The organism is Leptospira alexanderi serovar Manhao 3 str. L 60 (assembly GCF_000243815.2).
Taxonomy (GTDB): Bacteria; Spirochaetota; Leptospiria; order Leptospirales; family Leptospiraceae; genus Leptospira; species Leptospira alexanderi.
The window spans coordinates 119854-139669 of record NZ_AHMT02000027.1 but is presented as its reverse complement, the minus strand read 5'-3'; the positions used below and the strand labels follow the sequence as shown (position 1 = coordinate 139669).

The 19816-nt window shown below is 41.1% G+C and carries 18 protein-coding genes and 3 pseudogenes; 9 read left to right on the top strand and 12 right to left on the bottom strand.

The window, feature by feature from the left end; translation table 11 throughout:
• Nucleotides 1–60 precede the first annotated feature (60 nt).
• Entirely contained in the window at nucleotides 61–1053 is a 993-nt protein-coding gene (locus LEP1GSC062_RS09495) for an HpcH/HpaI aldolase/citrate lyase family protein (protein ID WP_020984113.1), read from the top strand.
• A 147-nt stretch (nucleotides 1054–1200) separates the two neighbouring features.
• Here the strand turns inward: LEP1GSC062_RS09495 and LEP1GSC062_RS09490 are convergent, their stop codons facing one another.
• The gene (locus tag LEP1GSC062_RS09490) at nucleotides 1201–1653 is read right to left on the bottom strand and encodes an LIC11177 family protein (protein WP_020984033.1); all 453 of its coding nucleotides are present in this window, start codon (nucleotides 1651–1653) and stop codon (nucleotides 1201–1203) included.
• Nucleotides 1654–2033: 380 nt separating this feature from the next.
• Complete coding sequence (locus LEP1GSC062_RS09485) at nucleotides 2034–3023, bottom strand: rhomboid family intramembrane serine protease (protein ID WP_020984015.1); 990 nt, start codon at nucleotides 3021–3023, stop codon at nucleotides 2034–2036.
• Nucleotides 3024–3187: 164 nt separating this feature from the next.
• Between LEP1GSC062_RS09485 and mtnA the strand changes: the two genes are divergently transcribed.
• Nucleotides 3188–4276 (top strand): S-methyl-5-thioribose-1-phosphate isomerase, encoded by a 1089-nt coding sequence (mtnA, locus tag LEP1GSC062_RS09480; protein WP_020984046.1) that lies wholly within the window; start codon nucleotides 3188–3190, stop codon nucleotides 4274–4276.
• 206 nt (nucleotides 4277–4482) lie between these two features.
• Here the strand turns inward: mtnA and LEP1GSC062_RS09475 are convergent, their stop codons facing one another.
• From LEP1GSC062_RS09475 to LEP1GSC062_RS09455, 5 genes are all read right to left on the bottom strand, one after another.
• Complete coding sequence (locus LEP1GSC062_RS09475) at nucleotides 4483–5982, bottom strand: DUF342 domain-containing protein (RefSeq protein WP_020984023.1); 1500 nt, start codon at nucleotides 5980–5982, stop codon at nucleotides 4483–4485.
• A gap of 429 nt (nucleotides 5983–6411) precedes the next feature.
• On the bottom strand, nucleotides 6412–7452 hold the full coding sequence (locus LEP1GSC062_RS09470; protein ID WP_010578787.1) for a hypothetical protein: 1041 nt from the start codon (nucleotides 7450–7452) through the stop codon (nucleotides 6412–6414).
• Nucleotides 7453–7526: 74 nt separating this feature from the next.
• Nucleotides 7527–8093 (bottom strand): hypothetical protein, encoded by a 567-nt coding sequence (locus LEP1GSC062_RS09465; protein WP_010578786.1) that lies wholly within the window; start codon nucleotides 8091–8093, stop codon nucleotides 7527–7529.
• A gap of 7 nt (nucleotides 8094–8100) precedes the next feature.
• Entirely contained in the window at nucleotides 8101–8613 is a 513-nt protein-coding gene (locus LEP1GSC062_RS09460; protein WP_010578785.1) for a chemotaxis protein CheX, read from the bottom strand.
• Nucleotides 8604–9782: a hypothetical protein gene (locus tag LEP1GSC062_RS09455; RefSeq protein WP_020984076.1), complete on the bottom strand. Its 1179-nt coding sequence runs from the start codon at nucleotides 9780–9782 to the stop codon at nucleotides 8604–8606. Before LEP1GSC062_RS09455 ends, LEP1GSC062_RS09460 begins: the two co-directional genes overlap by 10 nt.
• A gap of 59 nt (nucleotides 9783–9841) precedes the next feature.
• Here LEP1GSC062_RS09455 and LEP1GSC062_RS09450 point away from each other — a divergent pair, with 59 nt between their 5' ends.
• Nucleotides 9842–10585 carry a class I SAM-dependent DNA methyltransferase gene (locus tag LEP1GSC062_RS09450; protein ID WP_020984095.1) on the top strand — a complete coding sequence of 248 codons (744 nt, stop codon included), beginning with the start codon at nucleotides 9842–9844 and terminating at the stop codon, nucleotides 10583–10585.
• 223 nt (nucleotides 10586–10808) lie between these two features.
• Nucleotides 10809–10934 (top strand): annotated as a pseudogene (locus LEP1GSC062_RS23095) (IS66 family transposase); the annotation flags it as partial.
• A 1-nt stretch (nucleotide 10935) separates the two neighbouring features.
• Here LEP1GSC062_RS23095 and LEP1GSC062_RS23090 read toward each other — a convergent pair.
• Nucleotides 10936–11379, bottom strand: a pseudogene (locus LEP1GSC062_RS23090) (transposase); the annotation flags it as partial.
• 388 nt (nucleotides 11380–11767) lie between these two features.
• On the opposite strand from LEP1GSC062_RS23090, the pseudogene lpdA reads away from it, so the two are divergent.
• Nucleotides 11768–13185: pseudogene (gene lpdA, locus LEP1GSC062_RS09440) on the top strand (dihydrolipoyl dehydrogenase).
• A gap of 5 nt (nucleotides 13186–13190) precedes the next feature.
• On the opposite strand, the gene perRB reads toward lpdA, so the two are convergent.
• On the bottom strand, nucleotides 13191–13622 hold the full coding sequence (gene perRB, locus LEP1GSC062_RS09435) for a peroxide-responsive transcriptional repressor PerRB (protein WP_051201241.1): 432 nt from the start codon (nucleotides 13620–13622) through the stop codon (nucleotides 13191–13193).
• Nucleotides 13623–13807: 185 nt separating this feature from the next.
• Nucleotides 13808–14026 (bottom strand): hypothetical protein, encoded by a 219-nt coding sequence (locus LEP1GSC062_RS09425; protein WP_020984114.1) that lies wholly within the window; start codon nucleotides 14024–14026, stop codon nucleotides 13808–13810.
• Between the two features lie 40 nt (nucleotides 14027–14066).
• Here LEP1GSC062_RS09425 and LEP1GSC062_RS09420 point away from each other — a divergent pair, with 40 nt between their 5' ends.
• Nucleotides 14067–15536: a sodium:proton antiporter gene (locus LEP1GSC062_RS09420; RefSeq protein WP_020984100.1), complete on the top strand. Its 1470-nt coding sequence runs from the start codon at nucleotides 14067–14069 to the stop codon at nucleotides 15534–15536.
• Between the two features lie 384 nt (nucleotides 15537–15920).
• On the opposite strand, the gene LEP1GSC062_RS09415 is transcribed toward LEP1GSC062_RS09420, so the two are convergent.
• A complete protein-coding gene (locus LEP1GSC062_RS09415; RefSeq protein WP_039941705.1) occupies nucleotides 15921–16901 on the bottom strand; it encodes a hypothetical protein in 981 nt (326 codons plus the stop codon).
• 78 nt (nucleotides 16902–16979) lie between these two features.
• On the bottom strand, nucleotides 16980–17594 hold the full coding sequence (locus tag LEP1GSC062_RS09410) for a helix-turn-helix domain-containing protein (protein WP_016749602.1): 615 nt from the start codon (nucleotides 17592–17594) through the stop codon (nucleotides 16980–16982).
• 121 nt (nucleotides 17595–17715) lie between these two features.
• On the opposite strand from LEP1GSC062_RS09410, the gene LEP1GSC062_RS09405 reads away from it, so the two are divergent.
• From LEP1GSC062_RS09405 to LEP1GSC062_RS09395, 3 genes are all read left to right on the top strand, one after another.
• Nucleotides 17716–18021: an SRPBCC family protein gene (locus LEP1GSC062_RS09405; protein ID WP_010578777.1), complete on the top strand. Its 306-nt coding sequence runs from the start codon at nucleotides 17716–17718 to the stop codon at nucleotides 18019–18021.
• A 449-nt stretch (nucleotides 18022–18470) separates the two neighbouring features.
• Nucleotides 18471–18923 carry a MarR family winged helix-turn-helix transcriptional regulator gene (locus LEP1GSC062_RS09400; protein WP_010578776.1) on the top strand — a complete coding sequence of 151 codons (453 nt, stop codon included), beginning with the start codon at nucleotides 18471–18473 and terminating at the stop codon, nucleotides 18921–18923.
• Entirely contained in the window at nucleotides 18916–19737 is an 822-nt protein-coding gene (locus LEP1GSC062_RS09395; protein ID WP_020984034.1) for a pseudouridine synthase family protein, read from the top strand. The genes LEP1GSC062_RS09400 and LEP1GSC062_RS09395 overlap by 8 nt, the downstream gene beginning before the upstream one ends.
• The last annotated feature ends 79 nt before the right edge of the window (nucleotides 19738–19816 follow it).

Here is a 19816-nt window from a genome sequence, read left to right as displayed (position 1 = left end):
TGTATTTAGAGCCTTTTCACCCTCACTTGCAGGCTCGAAACCAGAATTAAAGGTATCTCTATGTCTAAATTGACTCATCCAAGAGAGGCGCTCTTCGAAGGAGAAAAGCCTTTCCCTATCATTCCTGCTTGTGAACATTTTGCAGGTTCCGAAAAGCTGATTGCAAAAGCGCTCGAACTCCAAAATAAACTCGGCGGTCTTTTCGACATCACAATGGACTGCGAAGACGGAGCACAAACCGGAAAAGAAAAAGAACACGCGGAACTGATTGTCCGTCTTCAAAACAGCGAACTGAACAAACACAAAATGAGCGGCGTCAGAATCCACGACTATACAAACGCATTCTGGAAACAAGACGTAGACATCATTGTTCCGGGCGCGGGAGAAAAAATCGCATACATCACCATTCCAAAACCTACCCGCGCGGCTCAGGTAGAGGAAATGATCACTTACATTCAAAAGTCCGTTCAGAAGGCGGGAATCAAAAGGGAAATTCCAATTCACGTATTGATCGAAACCAACGGTGCCCTTCAAGAAGTCGAAAAAATCGCGGCTCTTCCTTGGTTACAAGTTCTTGACTTTGGTTTAATGGACTTTATCTCCGGACATCACGGAGCAATTCCCGCTTCTTGTATGAAAAGCCCTGGGCAATTCGAACACGAACTTTTGAGAAGAGGAAAAGCGAACCTAGTCGCCGCGGCTCTTGCAAACGGCGTAATCCCGGCGCACAACGTAACTCTTGACCTTAAAAATCAATACCAAACGTACAAAGATGCAAAACGTGCCCACGACGATTTTGGTTTCCTGCGAATGTGGTCGATCTATCCGACTCAGATCCAAGCGATCCTCGACGCAATGGCTCCGGATTACAGCGAGGTTCAAACTGCAGCTGAAATTCTCATCCAAGCGCAAAATGCGGAATGGGGACCGATTCAGTACGCGGGAGATCTTCACGACCGTGCGACTTACAGATATTTTTGGGAAATTCTTCAAAAAGCAAAACTTACCGGAATTTCCGTCCCCGAAGAAGCAAATAAAAGATTTTTCAACTGATTTCGAATTGAATCCGTAGAAATAAAAAAAGCCGCAATTGTATGCGGCTTTTTTTATATTCCATTTCCGGATGAAGTTATCAAACAGTTCTTCAGACTCGAACCTAAAATCCCACCCTCAATCAAGATTTAACTTTAGATTCAGTATTTACTTAACAAATTTCTCCAGAAGTTTGGAAATCAATTCGTTTAAGCTCCTCTCGACATGATCCCAAGACTTTTTATTCATCGGTTCCAGAGGCATTTTTTTATTCAGTTGTTTGTATCGATCAAAACTTTCTCTCGCATAATCCAAGTACTTTTTCGGATCAACTCCGAGCTTATCCAATTGAATCTCGTTTTTGATATAAATCGCGGCTATTTTTTCCTTATATTCGTCCTCTAAAAAATAATATCGAATATCCAGTTTGACCTCGTCCATGGTCTTATAAATTTTCGATCCTTGAGTCTCTTTTTTGTCCGTAGAGGATTTTTCGGAAACGTTCTCGGAAGTGGGGGTTTGAAGCTTTTCGTTGGGAACAGAAGGATCCTTCTTCCTCATCTTCTCAAGCTTTTCGCGTTTTAAAATATCGAATAAAGCGCTTTTCTTATTCTGAGTCACAATCACACCCTATCTCTATCTTTAAATTCATTCATCTAATTATCTTATCGGAAAATATAGTTCTCTCTCCACCAATAATAGTTTATAAGACGAATTTTCCAGGAAAAAAATTATCTTTCGATTGGAGCTCGAAAATCGCACTCCGACCGTGTTAAAAATTCATTCCTAATGTTCCTGACAACCATCCGAGAAAAATTATCTGGAAGGAAAAACTTTAAATTTGAATGAGATAGATTCAGACAGATCGTTTTTTCCTACTTTCATCAAGCGTATCCTTCCCGATTTTGTAGTAAACTTTAAAAATCACGAAAGAAAATTCCCTTCCAAAAGAATACCGAATTTCCATTCCTGCAAATGGTAGAACGAAAAATTTTAGGGAATCAAATTTTCCCGAAATCAGGCTCTTGATCCGTCTTTAGCTTTCTTAGAGCGCAGTTCGGAAGCCATTCACAGCGCAGACAAAAAGGATCTTGCGGTTGGAAAGTAGGCGGAGGACATAAATTCACGTTCGTTTGCTGCAAAGGAGTCAAAATTTTTTTCTTCTCGGAATAGGTAATACTTTGCGTAAGCTCATTTAGCAATTCCTGATTCTTTTTCGTTTGAGAATCCAAATTCTCCTCCAAAGAGAGAACCTTCGGTTTGGAAGGAGAATTTTTTTGAGCCGTTTTTTTAAGAAAGATTTTCCCGGAGTTAAGGAAACCGTCCTTCAAAATCCAAGGAGCAGCAAGAGTCGCACCGATCGCTCCTCCCAAATGACAGGAATTGCTTACCACAAAGGGAGAATGAAAGTAATACACGGAAACGATGTCCGCAACAAAACCGCCTCCCACGAAAATCCAAGCCGCATAACGTGCTTTCATTCTAAAGAAGATGAGAAACACCTCCGTTTCGGGAAATAAAATTCCAAACAAAACGAGAATTCCGGTAACTCCCCCACTCGCGCCGAGTGTCGTTGTATGAAAGAGATCCATAGGATAGTGAATTCCTAATATTTGAACGAACACAGGTGCGAGTATGACAGAAATTCCTCCCATTAAGATCGCCGCCACATAGATAAACGTAAACTTCCAAGCGGGAATGTATTTACAGATCAATCCTCCGAACATCACAAATACGTACATATTGAAGAACAAATGCGCAAAAGGAATACCGTATGCCTCATGTAAAAATCCGTATGAAAAAATCTGCCAATAGTATCCCTGAAAAACCCTAGAAGGAGTTAACGCAAAGTAATATTCTAAAATTCCAGTTCCACCGGCAAGAAGCTGAACTATATAAACAAAAACGTTCGCGATCAATAACAGGTTGATCGGATGAAAAATGGAATAACCGAAAAGAGATATTCCGTTTCGGTATTTTCTTTTTGCCATATTGGATAGAATATGAATTGTGGTTAGAGAGTCAAGCAGGCTAAGCCGGGGCAATAAACCGCCCCGGGTTTCCTACATTCTCCGGGAGTAAGGAGAATGATTTTTCAATCACATTCTTTAAATCGAAAAATCGGACCTCAACCTTTAGAGTCGGGAAGAAAAAAATGCAGGAATCAGGATTAAAACCTATTCTTTGGACAAACAAAGAACTGATCCTTTTGGATCAAAGGGTCCTGCCCGGAACCACTTCCTATTTGACGGCAAAAACATTGGAAGATTGTATTTTTGCAATTCGGGAAATGGTCGTTCGGGGGGCTCCCGCAATTGCAATTACCGGCGCCTTTGGAATCGCATTGTATTTAAATGGCCTATCCTCCAAACCGACCTTTTCCGAACTCAAAATAAAACTCGACGAACTCTTAGAATCCAGACCGACCGCAGTCAACCTTAGACTTGTGATAGAGGAATTCGTTTCCCGTTTTCCGGAAACGGATTATTCCTCCGCTAATTTAAAAAAGATGCAAAAGAGCGCGGAAGAATTTGCGCTCTTTATGCTCGAAGAAGATTTAGAGAATAACTTAACCCTTTCTAAAAACGCTCTTTCACTCTTTCCCAAGTCTCCTTCTTCCTTGAATATCATCACTCACTGTAACACGGGCGCACTCGCCACCGCAGGACACGGGACTGCGTTAGGTGTTATACGGTCTCTCCGCGACGCGGGACACTCTCTCACTGTTTTTGCGAATGAAACCAGACCGTATCTTCAAGGGGCGCGCTTAACCGCCTGGGAATTGAAAGAGGAAGGAATTCCGTCATATCTTATCACGGACAATATGGCCGGCTGGGTGATGTTTTCCAGAAAGATTCACGCGGTCATCGTAGGCGCGGATCGAATTGCTTCCAACGGAGACACCGCCAATAAGATCGGAACGTATCCTTTAGCCATCATCGCCAAACACCACGGAGTTCCTTTTTACGTGGCTGCAACCTCTAAAAGTATGGATTTTAGAATTCCCGACGGAAGTCATATTCCTATCGAAATGAGAAAAGAAGACGAAGTCACTTCGTTCGGATTTTTGAAAGATGAAAAAGGAAAACCTCTTTTGAGCGAAGGTGTGATCGCACCCAACGGAACGAGGGCTCTCAATCCTTCCTTCGACGTGACACCAGCCTCTCTCATTACGGGAATCATCACCGAAAAAGGAATCGTCTCTCCCGTAACAGAAGAAAATCTCAGAAAGACCTTTCTATAAAATCCCACAACGACGAAAGAATATTAGAAAATCTTAAATTTCCCACAAAACCTTAACTTAACGTGAGTTCGGCCTAATTTTTTCGCAAATAATCTGTGGGAACTCTTGCGTTTATTACAAACTTACTGAATGATTGCAACTGATTTCTTTTAAGGTTTTGAGACAAACTCTGATTCAAATTTCTTTTCTAGGAAATTTCGATTGAACTACTTCGTATGCAGCGCAACCATCACGGCTTTCTCCTGTCCCGGTTCGAATACCATCATAAAAGAAGATTGGAACTTCGTGATTTTCTCGACTTGTCTTCTGTAGTGAATCACCGCTCCGGGAAACGCACCCTTTTGAACGGCAAGTCTTACGGCATTGGAATTAAAGCGCGCACTTTTTAAACTGTCCTGTTTGAATTTCAGAAGATTCAAAATCTTTAATTTTTTGTTATAGTCTTCAAATATTGTTTTAAAAGCGGTCTTTTTGTCTTCCGGAAGATTTCCCCGGGAACGTTGAACCATATGTTTGATCTGTTGGATCTTAGGCAGAATCTTCTCCATCTCCTTCTCACCCATCTGAATCTTTTTGCTGATCTCTTGAAAAGAGCGATCGTTCTTAAAATGAAATCCAAGCTCCACCGTTACGTCCAATTCGGCACTCGATCCCAAAGAAATAACGGAAATTCCTTCGTTGGTTCTGATCTTACTCGCAACTAAGTTTCCATTCGATCCGCTTAGAACGATGGAACCCAAAGCATCAATCGTAGAATTCAGAATCGCCCCTTCTATAACGATATCCCCTTCCGTTTCAAGATGTGTATTTTCGATAAACTTCGCCTGAATCCTTCCCGTAACTCGAATGATTTCCGTACCGGAACCTTTGATCCCCCCATGAACGATCAAATCCCGTCCTACCTTCACCCCATTGCTTTCTAAGTTTCCATAAACGATAAGAGATCCGGTACATTCCACAACGGAACTAGGCTCTATATCTCCTCGGACGATTACGTTTCCATCAAACTGGATGTTTCCGGTGGATAGTCCCACATTTCCGGCAATTTGAAGTTCGGGAGATACCGTAATCGATACTTCCGTAACAAAAATCACTCCGTTGCAGGAAGCGAAATATTCCTGAAGTTCTTTTCCTTCTTCAAAACTCGCCCTTTCATCGATGTTATTACCGATCACAAGTTTGGGTTTTTTAATCGCAGACGCCGGTATGATATTGCCAAATACGTCAAAGCCGGGAGTTCCCGGAGTTCCCTCAAATTTCGAGGCAAGTTTTTCCCCTACTTTGACATTGATATAACGATCGATATTTCTGAAATCGGCCCTGCCATCTTCGAGCAGCTTGACTCGTTTTGCCATAGGATGATAAAAGCGGACCCAGCCGTTTTCTCCCGGAATCGGAGCCACTCCCTTTGCAATTTCTACTTTAATCGGAGTGAAATCTTTTTTTTTGCCCGCTTCATCGAGCAACGCCAAAACTCTTCTAACCTCATCGACCAATATTCTTTCTGTGTGGATTCCCCAATCGAGAATGATATTCCAAAGTTTATCCTTAGATACGGCTTCCCCTTTCAGATTGTAAGGCCGAACCGTTATCGTTGCAGAAAGTTGATCCGGAGAGATCGAGATAGAAACCGCGGAATCAATGGAAATAGGAGAAACTTGAGATTCTGGGGTTGGCGTATTTATAGGCTTCTTGTTTGCATTCATGATATTTCAATCTTTTAGTCATAAACTCATTCCCTTCTTATCTCCTAGTTTCAACCGAGAAATAAGAAATCCAAATATAGTATATAGAAACCCCTTTGAAATAAAGCTTATTTTTTACTTATAACTTGTCAATTTCCTACCACAAAGAAGACTAAAACTGTAAAACTATTCAGCCCTTTAGAAATAGCCAAAGTAACAACGAACCATGCTATGAATGATCGGAACTACTCCCAAAATAAGCTTTAACAGCAATCATAAATAAAAGAGAACTTTATCACCGCTTAAAACAACAAACATCGGTTTCTATTTTTTCTACAATCCTACCCGAGTTTAGACATTTTCGAAAACAGATTTTTCGGAAAAAACAAAAGAACCGAAATTTAATTCGGCAACTAAGATGGGACCGTAAGGCTCTAAAAAAATCCACGTTTAAAAAGAACGGTTCGCGGAAAAAAGATATTCTCCCCAGAATTTCGCCATAGGAAAAATCTCAGTCAAACGAGAATAAAAAGGATGATGGTCCCCATGAGTCAAAAGACCGGTTTCCAAAAAGGAAACGGAAGAATCTTTGTTCTTTAAAACCAAATCCCTAAGATCCTTGGACTCTTGAGGAGAAATAACAGAATCGTCGTTTCCATGGAGCAAAAAGCAAGGTCTGAAAAAACGATCCGCAAAAAACGCGGGAGAAGTCTCTTTCGCAAAACTTTCCGGGACAATCGCTTTGATCTCAAGCGCAACTTCCTTTCGAAAATCCGAATTTTCCAAAAACTTTTCTATGAAATTTTTGTCCCCTTCATCTAAACTAGAAAAAATCTTCGGCCCCCGAATCGTATCTCTCGTTCTGGAAAGTCCGTTGTCCAAAGCCGATTCAAAAAAATATTCCTCCAAATCTTTTGATCGGGAACGAATTAAATGAATGTAATTGTACATCATCACATTTACCGCATAACTTTCGAGCTCATAATTCTCCAATACGAACGGCAAAGTTTTTCTGAAATCCGAAAACGTACCTATCAAAAGCGCTGAAGTCAATGCCTTCTGACATTCCTGATTTGCTAACGCAACAAAACCCATACCGGCCGAAAAACTTGCGGATAGATAGGATACGGAACGTTTTTCCAAAGCGTGAATCCGAAGAAACGCGGCGCGTATATTGGAGATCGTTTCAGAACGAATCAATAAGTTTTTCACTTCCGGAAGCTCCGGAAGATAAACACGAAATCCTCTATTTGCAAGATTATTTCCAAGTGCGAGAATTCTCTCGTCATCAATTCCTTTAAAACTCATTCCGTGTTGGAGATAAATTACCGGCACTTGAAAATCGTTCGGACTTTCGAACACTTTCGTCCTTAACGAAACGGTATTTGGTAGGTCCAGACTCGTTTCCGTTATGTGTGCTTGCCGGGGGGTTTTGATTCCGGAATAGTCGAGCAGGAAGGGTAATCCCCGCGATAGATTGGAAAGATACATCGGCGTTGCAGTTTTCGGATTCCGTTTAAAATCTCCACATCTTTTTTAGGCTCGTGGCGTTTTTTTGAGTTCCGTCATCTCAGATGGATCGTAAATTTCTTCCCGGTCTTAGTTTCGATTTCGGAAATCAATTTAAGAATCGTTTTTTTATCGTAAAGAATCCCAAAAGGGGAATCCGTTCTCCACGAACTCAGGAGGTTCAAGACGTCCGGTCGAACATAGTCGACGGCACCCGGCACGAAACGAAGTCCGTAATCGCGACAAAATCGAATCGTTTTCGTCTCGGAGGAAAGTTCATAAACAGCGGCATGCGTCGGCAAACGTCCCGGAAAAATCATGGGAATTATCTTCAAAGTTCGAATTTCATCCCATAAAATCGAAACTACGTTTCCTTTCACAGAAATATATTCGATCTTTTGAATGGACGTTTCGATAAATGCTCTCGCCCTTTGGAAATGTATATAAATCCCGAATCCGCAGACGCAGATCAAAAATAAAGGAGGAATCAAAGCGGCGATTCCCATGATCAAGTCCGAAATGATTCCAATCGATGCGAACCAAAATAACATTCCGAACCCACCCATCTCGCCAAGGATCAAATAAATTAGAGATATTGAATATTTTTTTGTACGATAAATCATAATGTTCCTAAAATTTTTTCATTAAAAGAATGAGATATACTCTTCCCAAATATTGTTTTGCTTTGGAGTCTTTCAAAAAATAGATAAGGATGTATTGTCTATGTGTTTCCAGATCGATCGGTATCAGTTTATGATTGAGCATTTCAGGCGGTAAAAGATCGGTCTGAAATCTTCCGAGTTTTATTTCCGAAATCAACAAACCGCAGATCTGATTTGCAAACTCCATCAGAATCGAAGGCGCATCCGTTCTTATAGTGGGATCTATGCGAAAGGATTTCGCAATCATGGGAAGTAGTTTCAATTTCGTATAGCCGTCCATCGCAAGAAATAACTTTCCTTCGATCTCTCCCTTGAATTCAACCATCGTACAATTTTCGTAACAGAGTCCCTCATTCTTGGAAGGACCGAACGCCTCCCTCACCGCGGTTACGTTTAGAGTTTTTTCCAGATATTCCGGAAAGATCTGGGAGATCGTAAGAATAAATTTTTCGTCAAGTAAAGGATCGATACTCACAGACAAATATACCGGTTCGGTCCTTCTTCGATGGATAATCCGAGCGCCTTTCTCGCGTTCATCGACCATTCTTCCCTGTTTTCTTCCAAGATGGAAACCCCCAAATTGAGGTCCACATCATGACCTTCCTTTTGCAGAGATTCCACGAGTTCCTTTAAGTTTTTACTATAGTGTTCCCATTCTTCCGGAAGGACAAAAAATGCAATCCTGTCCTTTCGTATTCTATAAAAGCGAATCTGTCTGCGAAGTATCTTAGAAGTCCAGAGAGATATCCATTTTAGAATGTAAGGAGAAGGAGAATCCGTCCGAATACTTGCAAATATTAAAATACTCTCATCAACTCGTATCTTATCCAATTCGAACGCGTGTAGATTTCCGAATCCGGTCTCCGGATCGGAGGATTCGAATTGTATGGAAACCTGCTCTTCGTATTCCTCTTTCCAGGATTGAAACTCTCTAGAATCCAAATAATTCCATTCATTCGACAATATCTTGAGATAACCGAAAGGCCGAACTCCGGTAGACAGAGGAATAAATACAGAAGTTTCGGTAAATTCAATTCTACCTTCCCCGATCTCTTTTAAACTTTTTTCGGTCAGCATATTTTCTTCCGGAGATTCCGGAATATGAAACACTTTCCCCTTGCGGGATGCCAAAAGCAACGAAACGTCACCGCTTAAAAAATAGATTTCGACCATGCCGAGACGGGAACTAAGCCGTTCTAAAAATTTTTGGTGCGCGAGTACTAATTCCGGATGCGTAGGAATTTCCCGTTTCCAAACCGCACGAATTTGATTCGGCTTTGGTATGGAAGAAGAAAGGATTCGTTCCGCATTTGTTTGCTCGGCGCCATTTCGAAACGTCGAATTTTCGATTTTCGTTTCTTCTAAACGAGTTTCCAACATTTGTGTTTGGGCCGTTTCAGTTGTAACTTGTATCGTCGAGTTCGTATTTATTCCGCGGTCTTCGTTCGAAGTGCGATGATTCGACGATGGCGATTTTTGAACGCTTCCCTTCAGAACCAAACCGAACAGAAATAAAAGCGAAACAGAGATCCCCCCAAAAACCAAGGTATCACCGGTAAATAAATTTTTGGTTACGCCCGTCTGCCTTTCCAAAACACCAAACGAACAATTAAAAAAAACGAAAATGATTCCGAAATATTGGATTTTCATAAGCGGATTGCCGTTAATATATTTAACGGGCAAATTTCAAGACCTCTAAACCAATTTTTATGAAGTTGTACAATGAACTGGCAGAATTCTATTTCGATATTGAAAAGCCCACACGTAAAATCGATTCCGAAGCCAAATTTCTAGATCGCCTTTTTCGAAAACATAGAATCATGTCCATCCTTGATATGGGCTGTGGCACGGGAGAACACGTTCGTTATTTCCAATCTCTCGGTTACAGACCCAAGGGTATCGATTCTTCCCCCAGAATGATCGACGTAGCAAAAAAAAGATATTCCCATTGCAAGTTCGACGTGTCATCGATGCAAACCTATCAGTCCGGTGCTCTTCTCGACTGTGTCATCAGTTTGTTCGGTTCGTTTAACTACCTTTTGACGAACGAAGAAATTGACTCCACTCTCAAACTCATGGAACAAAATCTGAAACCATCAGGTCTAGCGATTCTTGAAATCTGGAACGCAGAACCTCTTCGAACAATCAAAAGAAAACCGATCACTCCGGTGACTCAGATCAAATCCCAGAACACTACGATTCAAAGAAACAGAGGCTTCCGTTTGGTCAGGGCGGATACCTCCACAATGGTGGAAGTGAATTATATCTACCAAATCAACACCAGAGAAATTCGAGATAAACACGTTATGCGCGTTTTTTATCTTCCCGAAATCGAAAGAATGATTCTCAGACATAAATTTGAAATCATGCATATCTATTCCGGATTCAACGAAGCTAAATTCAAAAACTCCGCGGGAAGAATACTCCTCGTCCTGAAAAAAAAGAGTTCTTAGTTGATAGAAATTTATTTTTTGGGGAATTCTTCAGTTCTTTTTTGCCGAAGCGCTTCAACACAAACCAAGGTCACCGTCAGATTAATCAACGCGAAAACGACCGCGCGGTAACAAGTGCGTGCTTTACCCGTTTTATTATCTGTGACATCCATTTTTATCAAGAGTTCTTTGAAATTTTAAAAATTGATTCTAAGAATGTTGGGGCCGAATGGATCGTAAAGAAAATACGAATCTTGTCGAGAACGATATTCGTCCCTTTGTTGTCGGTAGAAAAAATTGGCTCTTCTCCAGTTGTCCGCAAGGCGCAACTGCGAGTGCTGAATTCTATTCTTTAGAGCGTGTCCCAAAACCTATCTCCGAGACATCCTAAATAAAATAAGAGCGGATACGAGTTGAAATAATGCGATGTAATTTTGGAGTTTGAATTCCCAACAAGTTTTTTATTCCCCTAAAAGCATTAAACCAAGCAAAAGTGCGTTCGACAGTCCATCTAAAAGGTTTTAAGGGAGTAATCTTTTCTGGTTTTTTAGCGTTCTTCTTATTTGGAATTCGATACTTAATTTTATCCTTTTTTAACTTACTCTTAATCGTGTTAGTTGAATAAGCTTTATCTAATGAAATAATCTGCGGCTTCAAGACCTTGTAATTCCGCAATATTCTAAATTTTACTAAATTAGGAAATAATAATTTAACGTGAGTTTCAGCAGAAGCGATTACAAAGGCTACAATTGTGCTCCACGCCTATCGACGAGAATATGCCTTTTACTGATCCCTCTTTTGCCGCAATCCGTCGGAAATTAAACGAAAATAAAGATACTCCGCTTCTCTTCGTTCCAATTTTATGGAATGAATTTTGAATTCAGTAGTTCGGCAACTTGAAAAAAGAAAGAATGAGGTTGCAAAAATCAAAACTACGATCACAACAACTTTCTGTTTTTTTGAATAGAATCACTTTTCAATCGATTCTCCCTTTCGCGTTTACTATTCATTTGAATTTAAAATAACAAGTGAATCGTTAGAGATGACAGTTTTTATAGTGAACACATCATCCCCAAACAATAATTCCTATTTCTCCGAAAAAACGGACTCTTTTTTGTCTAAAATTTTTAGGAACGTTTATTTGATTTCAAAAAATTCTTGCCCAACCTTGATAAAAACCTATCCATAACTCCGGAGAATTTTATGCCAGAATCTTACGATCTCACTGTTATCGGAGCGGGCCCAGGGGGCTATGTCGCCGCAATCCGAGGCGCTCAATTAGGAATGAACGTATGTATCGTCGAAAAAGAAAGACCCGGCGGAATCTGTTTGAATTGGGGTTGTATTCCGACAAAGTCTCTCTTGGAATCGGCCCATCTTTTAGATAAGGTATATTCCGCTAAAGAATACGGAATTGAACTTTCAAATGCCAAACCCGATTTTCCCGCGATCATTCGACGTTCCAGAAGCGTCGCAGACAGTATGGCTTCCGGCGTGGAATTTCTTTTAAACAAAAATAAGATCACCCGTAAAAAAGGAAGCGCAGTATTCAAAGATTCGAATACGATTTGGCTTCCAGATACTTCCAAAGAAGAAATCACTTCCAAACATTTTATCCTCGCTACCGGAGCAAGAGCCAGAGAACTTCCCGGCTTACCTTTTGACGGAACCGCGGTTCTTTCCTCAAAAACCGCGATGATTCAGGAAAAAATTCCGGAATCTCTTTTGATCATAGGCGCGGGCGCGATTGGGGTCGAGTTCGCGGACTTTTACTCTACGATGGGAACAAAAGTCACGTTAGTCGAAATGATGGATCAAATTCTTCCCATAGAAGATAAGGAAATCTCCGCATTTTTAGAAAAATCTTTCGTTAAAAGAGGAATCCGAGTTCTCACCGGAGTTGGAGTTTCCAACCCCGCTATCGAAAGCGGAAAAGTAAAGGTTCTTCTCAAAGGAAAAAATCTTCCGGAAAGCGGGGAAATATTGGAGACTGAGAAAATTTTGGTTTCCATCGGACTCGTTCCGAACACGGACTCGATGAACTTGGAAGAGATCGGCGTCTTTTTACAAAAAGGTTTCGTAAAGACGGACACTCAATACAAAACGAGCGTTCCTAATATCTATGCAATCGGAGATTGTAACGGTCCTCCCCTTCTCGCACACGTCGCTTCTATGGAAGGCATTAAGGCCGCAGAAGCGATCTCGATTCTCTCGGGAAATCCACATCTTCTCAACTATCTTCCGATCAACTACGATGCGATTCCGGGTTGTACGTATTGCCATCCCGAAGTCGCTTCCATCGGATTCACCGAAAAAAAGCGATCGATATGGGTTACACGATCAGCGTCGGAAAATTTCCTTTTATCGCAAGCGGTAGGGCCAAAGCGATGGGAGACACGGGAGGTTTTACGAAAGTGGTCGTGGATAAATCTTCCGGAGAAATTTTAGGAGCGCATCTCATTGGTCCCGGAGTTACGGAACTTTTACCCGCAATCGCCCTCGGTATCACTCAGGAGCTAACCGCGAAAGAAATCGCATCCACGATCTTTGCACATCCCACACTTTCAGAAACTGTGATGGAATCCTTCGGCGCGGCTTTAGGAGAAGCAATCAATCTCTAAAAAAATCAGTGAATCAGATTCCCAGTCAGCAAGATATCCGTTTTGCTGACCTGAAACTCCGCGGGAAGTTGGGAGCTGAGTGAAAGTAAAGAAGGATCTATATCGTGAAATTTTCCGTTTTTCACATCGAAGAAATGATAGTGGTCCACGATATTACTATCATAGACCGATTTTCCCAAACAGGAAAATTTGAATTCCCTCAAAAGGCTGGCTGAAACGAGGATATTGAGCGTATTATAAACCGTTGCAAGACTCATCTTGAAAGAACGGCTATCAACCCATTCTTTGACTTCTTCGGCGGTGGGATGATCGGCTTCGCAAAGAACATACTGACAAATCGAAATTCTCTGCATGGTAGGTTGGATCGAAACGGACTTCAATCTCTGTTCGATTTCCATCGGGGTAAGACATACTTTTTTAGCGAATAACGCTTCCATTCTTCTTAAAATCCCGTTTCGGGAACCCTCTTCCCATAAGACATCCACAAAGCGCCTTTTCGCACAATTTTATTCGCATTTCGTTAAACACAAATTCCAAAAATGTGGGATATTACCAGGAAATAGTTTTTTTGTGTCTAAAGGCGGAGTTGTCCTAAAATTTAAGAATTATACTAGAAGCTATCTCAAAAATATTTTAGAATGATTGGAATGGACATTTTAAGCAAAGATAAAGTATTTTTAAGACAGCTTCTACAAAGTTTTAAGGTCAACGTCCGATAGGCAAGTTCATACGAACGTGAAATACACTCTCCTGCTTGAATCCCAAAAGGGTGCAAAATAGAAAAAGAATCCGCCGAAAAAAAAGAGAAAGACAGTCTTTTTACTTTAACTCTTTCTTCCAAATCCTGAGAATGTCTAAAAATTCTTCAGATGATACGAACAATGAAACAAAAACTTACATCCGTCCTTCTGGCGATCCTTCTCACCCTACCCACGGCGGCACTTTTAGCAGACGAGCCGGTTGGGAACTCACAAAATACAGTCCAGACCTCCGAGACCCAGGAGCCTTCTCATACGCAAGAAAATTCTTCCGGCAATCATGAAGAGGGAGAAGACCTTCCGTATTGGAGCGTAATTCCTTTCGTTCTTATACTTTTGTGTATCGCACTTTTACCGATCGTTTCGCAAACTACCTCTCATTGGTGGGAAAGCAATACGAACAAACTGATCCTCGCGCTTGCTTTGGCGGCGGTTTCGTTTATCATCCTGGTTTTGCACGGATGGTTCGGTAAAATCGTTCATACTCTTGTGTTCGAATATGTTCCGTTTATCATTCTTCTCGGAACGCTCTTTTACATTTCCGGTGGAATCCGTTTGAAAGGGGATATCGAAGCCACACCTTTGAACAACACGATCTTTTTGATCATCGGAACCTTTCTCGCGTCCTTTATCGGAACCACAGGAGCTTCCATGCTTCTGATTCGCCCGATTTTGAAAACAAACTCGGAAAGAAAACACGTGGTTCATACCGTTGTCTTCTTTATCTTTTTGGTTTCGAACATCGGAGGTTCCTTAACTCCTCTGGGAGATCCTCCGTTGTTCTTAGGTTATCTGATCGGAGTTCCGTTCACTTGGACGTTTAAACTTTTACCGGAACTACTCATTGCGAGTATTCTTCTTCTGATCCTTTATTTTATCTGGGATACGATCGTTTACAAAAAAGAAAGCGTTAAAGATCTTAAGAAAGACCACGTTCATAAAGAAAAGATCAGCCTGGAAGGTCAGGTAAATTTCATCTGGCTACTCGGAGTCGTTTTGTCGGTTGCATATTTGAATCAAAATTACATTCCTGCGATCAACGAAAATCCGTACATCGCATTTATCAGAGAAGGAGTTTTGATCGGTTTGATCTTCGCTTCCAAATTTACGACCAAAGGCCACGTTAGAGAGCACAACAAGTTCACTCTTCATCCGATCCAAGAAGTCGCTTATCTATTTATCGGAATTTTTATCACGATGATTCCGGCCCTCATCCTTTTGGAACATCATGGAAAAGAACTAGGGGTAACCGAAACCTGGCAGTTCTTCTGGGTGACCGGTCTTTTCTCGGGAGTTTTGGATAATGCGCCGACTTATCTTACCTTCTTATCTTTGGCGAAAGGAACTCTAGGTATGACCAACGTGGCTCAGATCCTCGCGGATCCTCACGCGGAAAGCATTTTAAAAGCGATTTCGGTCGGAGCCGTGTTTATGGGAGCGCTCACTTATATCGGAAACGCTCCTAACTTTATGGTAAAGTCCGTCGCAGAGGAGAACAAAGTAAAGATGCCGAGTTTCGGTGGATACATACTTTATTCTATTGGAATATTGATTCCCACTTTTCTGCTTCTCACATTCATCTTCTTCCGCTAAAAAAACACTTCCGAGCCCTCTCTCTCCGAGAGGGACTCGGAATCCACTACTGATCCCTACATAAATAACGTGAGTTCGGTATAAGAAAGTTTGGGCGAATAAGAAACTAAAGTGCAACGACTCCCTGCCGAATGATCCCTAGAGAATGAGGCATCTCAATTGATCACTTTTTGAACTCAGTGAAACGCTTTCTATGGATTGAGTTTCAGGTCGTCGTCGCAGCTCGCAAACTTCATAGCGGACTGGCCTCGCGCGATCACGCTTTTCGCTCCAATTCCTTCGGAATTGAACTCAATGTTTCTCCCTAAACTCAGTGAAACATAGAATCGCTTTCGTATTTGTTATGCCGAACTCACGTTAAAGAAGTACCGTTTAGTTTTTCTTTCAGTCTTCCGGAGGGAAAAAAATCACCGAATCGATTCGTTTTCCCTTTTCGGACTCGATATAATTCACCTCGATTTTTCTTTCCGTAGCAGGTTTATATAGAATGAGAGCCGATATCATATCATAAACGGTTAAAGAATAATCAATCGCAGTAACAACTGCTTGAAACACTAAAAATCTGGATTTGGCCACAGGTTTCACTTCCCTTTCTTTTCCCGCCGCCATCCATTTGTAGATTCGAGTGGAACGATTTACATTTTTGAGATATTCCAAATCAATCTTCGCTTCCGGAAGGACCGCTTCGATTTGACGAAAGGCGACCCGAATTGGGATTCTCTTTTCCCTGGATTCTCTCAAAGCCCCGGAAAGTTGTAAATCAAACGTGTCATCGTCCAAATATTCTATTTCGTTACAGTTCGCAAAAACCGTGTTACAGATATCTCCATATTTACGATGAACAAAATATACGAGAAAGACATTTAACGTTTCTGGATGATACAAAACCTTTGCGTGATAGTCTGAGGTATTTCTATAATAGATTTTCCTATAAATTCTTTTAAAAACGTTCCAACCTACAAGACCTACGTCTTTGAGAAAAGGAGGATCGGGAAGTTGAAACGAACGAATCGTGATATGCAGTTTTTCGATCGCAACCTTACCGTCTCGTTTGGAAATTTCTTCCAGAACGGTTCGAATATCCTCCAAATCTTCGGAATCAATCTTTCGAGGAAAATCGGACGTATCGATCAAAATCTTCCCTGCGTTTTCGGACATAAAACCTACGATCTTAGATCGAACACCTTCGGAAAGAAGTTCCTCCAATTTGAGGGAAATACAATCGTTCGGATGACAGGATATCTGTTCCGTATAAATCGAATCGGATTTCGAAACCTGAAGACTTTCCGAATATAAAAACGAAAAGGAGGAAAAAACAAACGTAAGGAAAGAAAAAAGGATCATCGGAGGAAAACGATTTAACATTCTTTTTAAAAATCCTACAAGAAATTGTTGGTGGATTTTCCACTTCAGATCAGAAACGGTAAGAACCATTTTGCGGATTTAATTGATTTCGTCTCTATAATCCATAACCAGATACATAAGAGTTTCCTGATCCGTTGGGTTGGAATATTCGTGAGGAATATCGGCTCTGAAAAAAACGGAATCTTTCGGTTCCAGTTCCACAACTTTTTCGCCGACTCGAAGACGAAGTTTGCCGGAAACGACAACAATATTTTCAGTGGTACCGGACGAGTGGGGTTCTGCGACTTCGATTCCACCCGGTTTTAAAATGAGTTCGTAAAATTCGGTTTTGCGGTTTCCATTAAACGGAAAAAGAGCGCGGCTGGAAAAAACTTTCGAACTGGAAAACAAAACCTTGGTGTTCTCCGCCTTCATCACGATCACACCTTCTGCGCCTTTTTCCTTGAGAAGTTCACTAAAAGGAACATTAAGACCGTTTGCGATCTTCCAAAGAACGGAAATTGTCGGAACACTTTTGCCTTGCTCGATCTGTGAAAGCATGGCTCGGCTCACTCCACAACGGGAAGCCAGTTTATCCAAGGAGAATCCTTTTGTATGGCGAATCAGTTTGAGATTCTCCTTGACAACTTCGGTGATATGTTCACTAGAGGGAGACTCTTTATCTGTTTCCAATTCTTCCATAGTTGGGTTCATTTCCCCCTTTTTATCTAATATAGCAGAATTTCGTCAATCTAAAACTACTTCTTGGAAAAATAGACTTATATAATAATCGCGATTATTATAAATTAGATTAGAATTATTAAAAAGGAAGAATATGAAACGCATACAACACGAAGAAATCACCCAAGCCGACGCGGCTAAACTTTGGAAACTCTACCAAGACGTATCGAATTGGAAACGCTGGAATCATGAAATAGAAGAATCCTTTTTAGAGGGAGAATTCAAAACGGGAAGCAAAGGGATGCTCAAACCGAAAGGCGGTCCGAAGACCTGGTTTCGTCTAATGGAAGTTCGCGAGAATAAATTCTTTTCCGATCTTACCCGGCTTCCTTTTTGCAAATTGGAATTCAGACATGAACTCATTCCAGTTTCCCCGGGCACGAGATCATACATATCGTAACGTTTAGAGGCTCGCTTTCCTTTCTATTTTCCAGAGTAATCGGAAATAAAATTCGGAAAGAATTACCGGGCGCAATGAAAAATCTCGCGAAGCTCGCAGAAGACCGCTGACTTACTTGGAAACGACTTCCTTGACCGCTTGCAAAGATTCTGACTTAAGGAGAATTGTAAGCGGCTGCGAGCAGATTCTTTCCGGAACAACCCGAGACAATGCTTCCGTTAGACGAAACTAGGAGAATAGAAATCGGACTTTTTTCGTGACCGTCTCTTTATGATAAATCTATTTCCGATTATTTTTTCAGAAAAAAATTATAAACCGAAAAACGCGAACAAGTTTCAAAGAATCTTAGATAAATTCTAACATAAAGAATCGGGATTTTACGGAACATTCCAACTTTACAATCGGGAATAAAAAAATAGAATGAAACTTTAGTCCCCGAGAAAAAGGCCATGAAACCGAAATCTATATTCGCAGAATTACAGGCTGAAGAAAGCACAGGATTCCTTTTTTGGCAGATCACGAACCTTTGGCAAAAAAGGATTCGCGAAAACCTTTTGGTCCTAGATCTGACGCACGTTCAATTCGTGCTTTTGGCGAGTTTGGCTTGGTTCGAAGAAACCTCCCAAAAGGCGACCCAAGTCCGTCTCGCCGAACACGCAAAAACGGACGTCATGATGACCTCGAAGGTTTTAAGAAGTCTCGAATCCAAAAAGCTTCTTACGAGACAACCCGATCCCGAGGATTCGAGGGCAAACTGCCTGTTTCTTACTCCCAAAGGAAAGGAACTCGCGGGTAAGGCGGTTCATATCGTGGAATCCACGGACAAACTCTTCTTTTCCATTCTCAAGGACGAAAAAAACTTTAGAAGCTCTCTTTTGGATCTAAGACAGCAAAATGCCTGAAACACATTCGAATATTAGAATATTCTACGAAAATGAATCCTTTCTTTTTGCCGAAAAACCTTCCGGAATCCCGGTTCACGCAACCAAGGATTCCACACGCGAGAACTTTGCCGACAAACTCCAAAAACAACTTTCCCTCGAATATCTCAGAACCGTAAATCGATTGGATTTGGATACGAGCGGTCTCGTATTTCTTTGTAAAAATCCAAATAAAAACAAAGAAGCCGATCGGATCTTAAAATCTTCCTCGAAAATTTATCTCTGCGTCTCTTCCGGAGTTATCGCGGAAGAACACTTTCTAGAAACCTGTTATATCAAGGACGGGAACAAAGAGGTCCGTAAAGTATTTTCAGGAGGAGACAAAGCCGTTACGGAATTTTTAACTTTAAAAAGAAATCCGAAAGAACATTATTCGGTACTACTCGCAAAACTTCATACGGGAAGAAGACACCAGATTCGACTTCACTTGAGCGAAAAAGGGTTTCCGATCGTAGGTGACTTCGTTTACGGTAAATCACTCAATTTGAATTCCACGACAACAAAGAAACCAAGGGGGACTTCCGATAATAGGAATATTTCTAATCTACAAAAACGAAATTCTCTTAACAAAGAAACAAGCGGGGTCCCTATCCGAACCGAACAGCAAGTTCCTTTTGCAAAACGTACGCTCTTACATGCGATAGGAGTTTCCTTCAAAAATGAGGACGGTTATGAAGAAAAAATTTTTTGTCCTCCTCCTACTGACTTTCAAAAGTTTTTGGAAGGAATTTTTTTGGACTCTTCTATTTTTTCCAAATTCACTTCAAATTACTGATCCCTATAAAAATAGAATACCGTTAATTTAAGCATAAATTCGGCGTTTAGGCGCAGAATTTTGGACACTCTATTATGTA

Bases quoted from the DNA above. Each gene is read 5' to 3' on its own strand.
- LEP1GSC062_RS09395 (WP_020984034.1), top strand. From the start codon at position 18,916: ATGCCTGAAACACATTCGAATATTAGAATATTCTACGAAAATGAATCC.
- LEP1GSC062_RS09405 (WP_010578777.1), top strand. From the start codon at position 17,716: ATGAAACGCATACAACACGAAGAAATCACCCAAGCCGACGCGGCTAAA.
- perRB (WP_051201241.1), bottom strand. From the start codon at position 13,622: ATGGAAGCGTTATTCGCTAAAAAAGTATGTCTTACCCCGATGGAAATC.
- LEP1GSC062_RS09410 (WP_016749602.1), bottom strand. From the start codon at position 17,594: ATGAACCCAACTATGGAAGAATTGGAAACAGATAAAGAGTCTCCCTCT.
- LEP1GSC062_RS09485 (WP_020984015.1), bottom strand. From the start codon at position 3,023: ATGGCAAAAAGAAAATACCGAAACGGAATATCTCTTTTCGGTTATTCC.
- LEP1GSC062_RS09495 (WP_020984113.1), top strand. From the start codon at position 61: ATGTCTAAATTGACTCATCCAAGAGAGGCGCTCTTCGAAGGAGAAAAG.
- LEP1GSC062_RS09455 (WP_020984076.1), bottom strand. From the start codon at position 9,782: ATGAAAATCCAATATTTCGGAATCATTTTCGTTTTTTTTAATTGTTCG.
- LEP1GSC062_RS09465 (WP_010578786.1), bottom strand. From the start codon at position 8,093: ATGATTTATCGTACAAAAAAATATTCAATATCTCTAATTTATTTGATC.
- LEP1GSC062_RS09450 (WP_020984095.1), top strand. From the start codon at position 9,842: ATGAAGTTGTACAATGAACTGGCAGAATTCTATTTCGATATTGAAAAG.
- LEP1GSC062_RS09415 (WP_039941705.1), bottom strand. From the start codon at position 16,901: ATGTTAAATCGTTTTCCTCCGATGATCCTTTTTTCTTTCCTTACGTTT.
- LEP1GSC062_RS09400 (WP_010578776.1), top strand. From the start codon at position 18,471: ATGAAACCGAAATCTATATTCGCAGAATTACAGGCTGAAGAAAGCACA.
- LEP1GSC062_RS09420 (WP_020984100.1), top strand. From the start codon at position 14,067: ATGAAACAAAAACTTACATCCGTCCTTCTGGCGATCCTTCTCACCCTA.
- LEP1GSC062_RS09475 (WP_020984023.1), bottom strand. From the start codon at position 5,982: ATGAATGCAAACAAGAAGCCTATAAATACGCCAACCCCAGAATCTCAA.
- mtnA (WP_020984046.1), top strand. From the start codon at position 3,188: ATGCAGGAATCAGGATTAAAACCTATTCTTTGGACAAACAAAGAACTG.
- LEP1GSC062_RS09470 (WP_010578787.1), bottom strand. From the start codon at position 7,452: ATGTATCTTTCCAATCTATCGCGGGGATTACCCTTCCTGCTCGACTAT.